This window comes from Phocaeicola sp. RTP21198st1_B8_RTP21198_201120 (genome assembly GCF_040929485.1).
Classification (GTDB): Bacteria; Bacteroidota; Bacteroidia; order Bacteroidales; family Bacteroidaceae; genus Phocaeicola; species Phocaeicola dorei.
This window is the reverse complement of record NZ_JBCOCI010000062.1, coordinates 1-4,239: the sequence shown is the minus strand read 5'-3', so window position 1 is coordinate 4,239 and position 4,239 is coordinate 1. Positions and strand designations below refer to the sequence as shown.

Genomic DNA, 4,239 nt, shown 5'->3' with positions numbered 1-4,239 from the left:
GGATTGATGATTTTGATCTTTTAATTGGAGCGACAGTTTTGCAAAAAGGACTGGTTATGGTAACTGCCAATGTCGGACATTTGGCTCGTATTCCCGACCTTGTTGTTGAAAATTGGGAATAAACAAAACCGGAAGAAAACTGAATGGTAAGCAGTCAAAAATTGGCTCATAATTTAAACCTCTATCTTCGCTGCGAACAAAAATTTTAGAATTTATGTATAGCAGTGAAGATCTTGAAAGGTTTTACTTTCAGTACCAGACCGAGGCTTTGCCTCATGGAGAATCTCTCCAATCGTTTTGCGTTAAGAACAAAGTTCCTTATAACATCTTTCAGAAATGGTACAGGGATACCCGGAAAAAAGTAGTTGAAGTCCAGGTTGGTGGTGCTCCTGTAATCGGTCATGAGGAACAATCCAGTGCCATTGATCAACCTCAACCGGTATCACCAGGCAGAACTGATCACCCTGTTCGTATTTGGGTTGAGATTCGTATCAGCAATGGCTTGCATTTGTCCCAAAAGAATTTAAGCTATCCGGATTTGGTTCGTATGGTAGAGAAACTGGAGGGGTTATGCTGAGTGTTACCGGTCTGAATCATTTTTATTATGTCCGTGATTTCACCGATATGCGTTGTAAACACAGCCGTGTGCTGTCTATCATTCGTGAACGGCTTCACCGTGAGCCCAATGATGGAGACGTCTTTATAGTCATGTCTCGCAATCGCAGAATAGTCCGTATGTTTTCATTTGATAATCGTTCATATAGTCTGTTTGAAAAGAAGTTTGTGGCAGGCTATCAGTTCATGAAAGTGGAGCGGAACGGGGCAGATACTGTTTATCGGATTGCCTGGAAGGACGTGGTTTTGATTCTTGAGAATCCTATAGTTAAAACATTAAAAATCAGATAATCAATCTATTTATTCACTTGCGGTTTTGCGATTATTTTATTACCTTTAATGCTGTAACTCAAAGGTTTAAGTATGATCGATCTGCAAGATATAATTAAAACAAAACGAGAGTTGTTGAGTAGGGAAACCTACTCACGCAACCCTATAAATTATAGTGCAGGTATGGCAGAGGATCAGAAAGACCGATACATACAATACCTTGCTGAGCAAAATCAGGATCTCAGGTTGACAGGTGATGCCATGAAGCTTGTTTTAGAGGATTTTATGGCTCAGATGAAAGAACTGAAGGATCAGATGTCATCCATGCAATCGAAACATGCTGACCTTGAGAATCGGTTGTCAGAAGAGCATAAACTTCGCAAATCGGCTGAACGTAAGATAAAATCGCTTCAAGAAAAACTTGATTATGCCAATCAGGAACGTTTTGGTGATAGACGTCAAAAGATACAATCTAAAGCTAAAACAAGTGATTCAGACCGCCGGAAGGAGAAGGATGATTATGATGGAACCGATGATACGCTTCGCACGGATTCGGTTGGTCATGTTCCATCCCAAGAGTTAAAAGAGCCTTCCGGGAAAGACCGTGACTTGTCCAATCGCCCTGACGGTTATAAAACGATGGGAGTAGCCGGAGAGGCGACAGAGCATCCTTCCGATTTGACAAAGGTTCCCGGTCGGATCATTGAAAGGAGAATGGTACGGGTGTTCAGTTTCCGTACTTTCCTTACGGAAGAATGTTTTGAGATGGTTCATTATGCAGAGCCTGGTAAAAAGCCGAAGTGGGGCTATTTCCCTTCTGAAGGCCATCCGGATGTAGTAACTAGTTTTGAAGGCACTAGGGCCACTCCTGAATTTCTGCAGGCTATCGCCTACGAAGTTTATGTAAAGAATGTGACTTTTGGTCTTCTTCACCAATGGCTGACAGATATGGGCATGACCATTTCTAAAAACACGTTGCGCAACTGGCTTAAGAAAGGTAAGACATACCTGGACGAACTGGTCTGTGTATTGAAGTCTATAGCTTTGGAAAAAGATTCGATAGTGAACTGCGACGAGACCCGGTGTAAAGTGCGCAAATACGATCACTATAAGAAGTGCTACATTTGGGTTCTGGTCAATAAGGCCCGGAAAACAGCCATTTTCTTCTATGAGAATGGCTCGCGTGGTCGTGATGTACTTACAGACTTTTTGGGCGATGCAGAATTGAAGAGTATAATGTCCGACGGATACAATGCTTATGTATTTATCGGCAATGAACTGAAATCAGCCCGGTTTAAAGATACTGTACACCAGGTTTGTATGTCTCATGCCAAGAACAAGTTTGTCAAGGCTTCCAATCAGGGTGGTGAACCGACTGCAGAACGTTTTTCCAAAATTTTAAAGGAGTTCTTTATGAGGGAGCGTAAATACGATGATGCCGGATTAACTTCCCAAGAACGGTTGTGGGAAAGGCAAAGCCTGGAAACTAAGGAACTCCTGATAGAGCTGCGCAGTTTGTTAGATAGTGAACAGTCAAAGGATTCAGAATTTAGAAGCCGGTATTATAGAGAAGCTCTCAATTATCTGAACCGGTTCTGGAAAGAGATCTTTGCTTACTTGGATGATGGTGAATTACCGATAGACAACAACCTGGCTGAGCGAACCATTCGAAAGCTGACCACTCAACGCAACAATTCACTTCATTATGGTAGTGATGCCGGTGCAGAGATGGCAGCAACTTATCACAGTGTGATAGGAACGGTAAAGCTTCATGGCAGTTCTATCTGGAACTTCATCGGAACTTTTTTCAAAAATATCTTTAACGGGTGCAGGGATTATGTTAACATGGTTCCTGACAAAATCACTTTGGCTGCCAGCCAATGTTAAATTCAAAACTAATTAATTAACAAAACTCGGTTTAGGGCACTGAAAAGTGCCCTTTCGAAGGGGGATGCCCTAAATTGAGTGCTTACACATAAAAAAATAAAATATAATTGCTTCATTATTGGATAAGCGGAATATAATTTGTTTCTTTGTCATACAATATATTAAGCTAATACTATTATGCAAAAAAATGAGATTATCCATTCCATTCGTGAAACGGCTCGTCAGGTGATGCCTTCAGGGAGTCGTGTCATTTTATTCGGTTCTCAGGCTCGTGGGGATGCACATCATGAGTCCGATTGGGATATTCTTATTTTATTGGACAAATCTCGCATATATAATGAAGATTTTGACCGTGTAGCTTATCCACTGGTTGAATTAGGTTGGAAAATCGGTGCGGATATCAATCCATTGATATATACTTATACAGATTGGCAAAGACGGAGTTTCACTCTTTTTTATAAGAATGTAGAACAGGAGGGAATTGAATTATGCCACTAAGTATAGAAGAAAAGAAATCTATTATTGCTTACCGTGTTCAAAAGGCTGATAGCGTTTTTATTGAAGCTTCGGACAATGCTACCATGAATCATTGGAATTTGGTTGCAAATCGTTTGTATTATGCTGTCTTCCACATGGCTTCCGCATTATTGATAGATAAAGGTTTTACATCTAAGACCCATAGCGGTGTAATTTGTTTGTTGGGGCAGGAATTTGCAACTAAAGGGTTGTTGGACAAAGATGAGATGCGTTTGGTCTCTCGTTTACAGAATATGCGTCATGCCGGTGATTATGATGACATGTTCGATTGGGCTGAAGAAGATGTAAAACCTCTTTTTAACCGAACTGAACTTTTAATCAAAAAGATGAAAAGTTTATTATCGTTGGTGGAATAGTATGTTTCATTTTGTTAATCTTACCCTTCTCCATAATATCGGATTGGCATGGGCCAATCGTTGAGAAATCGCTTAATTTATTAGCTCAAATGTTTTTTAGGCACTTTTCAGTGGCTAAAATCAAATATTTACAATTCAATCTTACGATACATCCCAAACCCCAGTGAATACAGGAGATAAGGACTATTGCCATAGGGGTTGGATACTTATAATATGACGGTTACCGTTCGTTACCTTTATTCTTTTCCGTTTTGCGGACTTCCCGTAGTGAAGGTGGGGATAAACTTTGACTCGGAAAGTCACACTTTGAGTGATTGGATTATAGAGGGATAGACAATAATAGGTCCTGTCTGAATTCGGTGGAGGAACAGTTCATAACCGCCGATAAAATAAATTTATAAAGATAGAATATTTACTATAGGCTGTATGCGATAACGTATGCGGCCTTCCTTGTTTTTGTTGTCGGTAGCGACTGGCATCCGTATAATGTATTGCAAGAACGATTGTCTTCGTGACTACCAGCAGGAGATGAAGCTCAGGCTCTTTGAAGAGTGGGAGCTTCACCGGAGTGTGA

Annotated in this window: 5 protein-coding genes; all 5 read left to right on the top strand. The window is 40.6% G+C overall.

Going from position 1 to position 4,239, the window contains the following annotated elements; all coding sequences use genetic code 11:
* The first annotated feature begins 214 nt into the window (after nucleotides 1-214).
* The 5 genes from AB5935_RS17745 (at nucleotide 215) to AB5935_RS17725 (ending at nucleotide 3,665) form a co-directional block, all read left to right on the top strand.
* On the top strand, nucleotides 215-577 hold the full coding sequence (locus tag AB5935_RS17745) for a hypothetical protein (RefSeq protein ID WP_038610514.1): 363 nt from the start codon (nucleotides 215-217) through the stop codon (nucleotides 575-577).
* A complete protein-coding gene (tnpB, locus tag AB5935_RS17740) occupies nucleotides 571-906 on the top strand; it encodes an IS66 family insertion sequence element accessory protein TnpB (RefSeq protein WP_008653594.1) in 336 nt (111 codons plus the stop codon). Before AB5935_RS17745 ends, tnpB begins: the two co-directional genes overlap by 7 nt.
* Nucleotides 907-978: 72 nt before the next feature.
* The gene (gene tnpC, locus AB5935_RS17735) at nucleotides 979-2,772 is read left to right on the top strand and encodes an IS66 family transposase (protein ID WP_038610512.1); all 1,794 of its coding nucleotides are present in this window, start codon (nucleotides 979-981) and stop codon (nucleotides 2,770-2,772) included.
* A 177-nt stretch (nucleotides 2,773-2,949) separates the two neighbouring features.
* Nucleotides 2,950-3,270, top strand: a complete 321-nt coding sequence (locus AB5935_RS17730; protein WP_005851414.1) for a nucleotidyltransferase domain-containing protein — start codon at nucleotides 2,950-2,952, stop codon at nucleotides 3,268-3,270.
* Nucleotides 3,261-3,665, top strand: a complete 405-nt coding sequence (locus AB5935_RS17725) for a HEPN domain-containing protein (RefSeq protein ID WP_005851416.1) — start codon at nucleotides 3,261-3,263, stop codon at nucleotides 3,663-3,665. The genes AB5935_RS17730 and AB5935_RS17725 overlap by 10 nt, the downstream gene beginning before the upstream one ends.
* Nucleotides 3,666-4,239 lie beyond the last annotated feature (574 nt).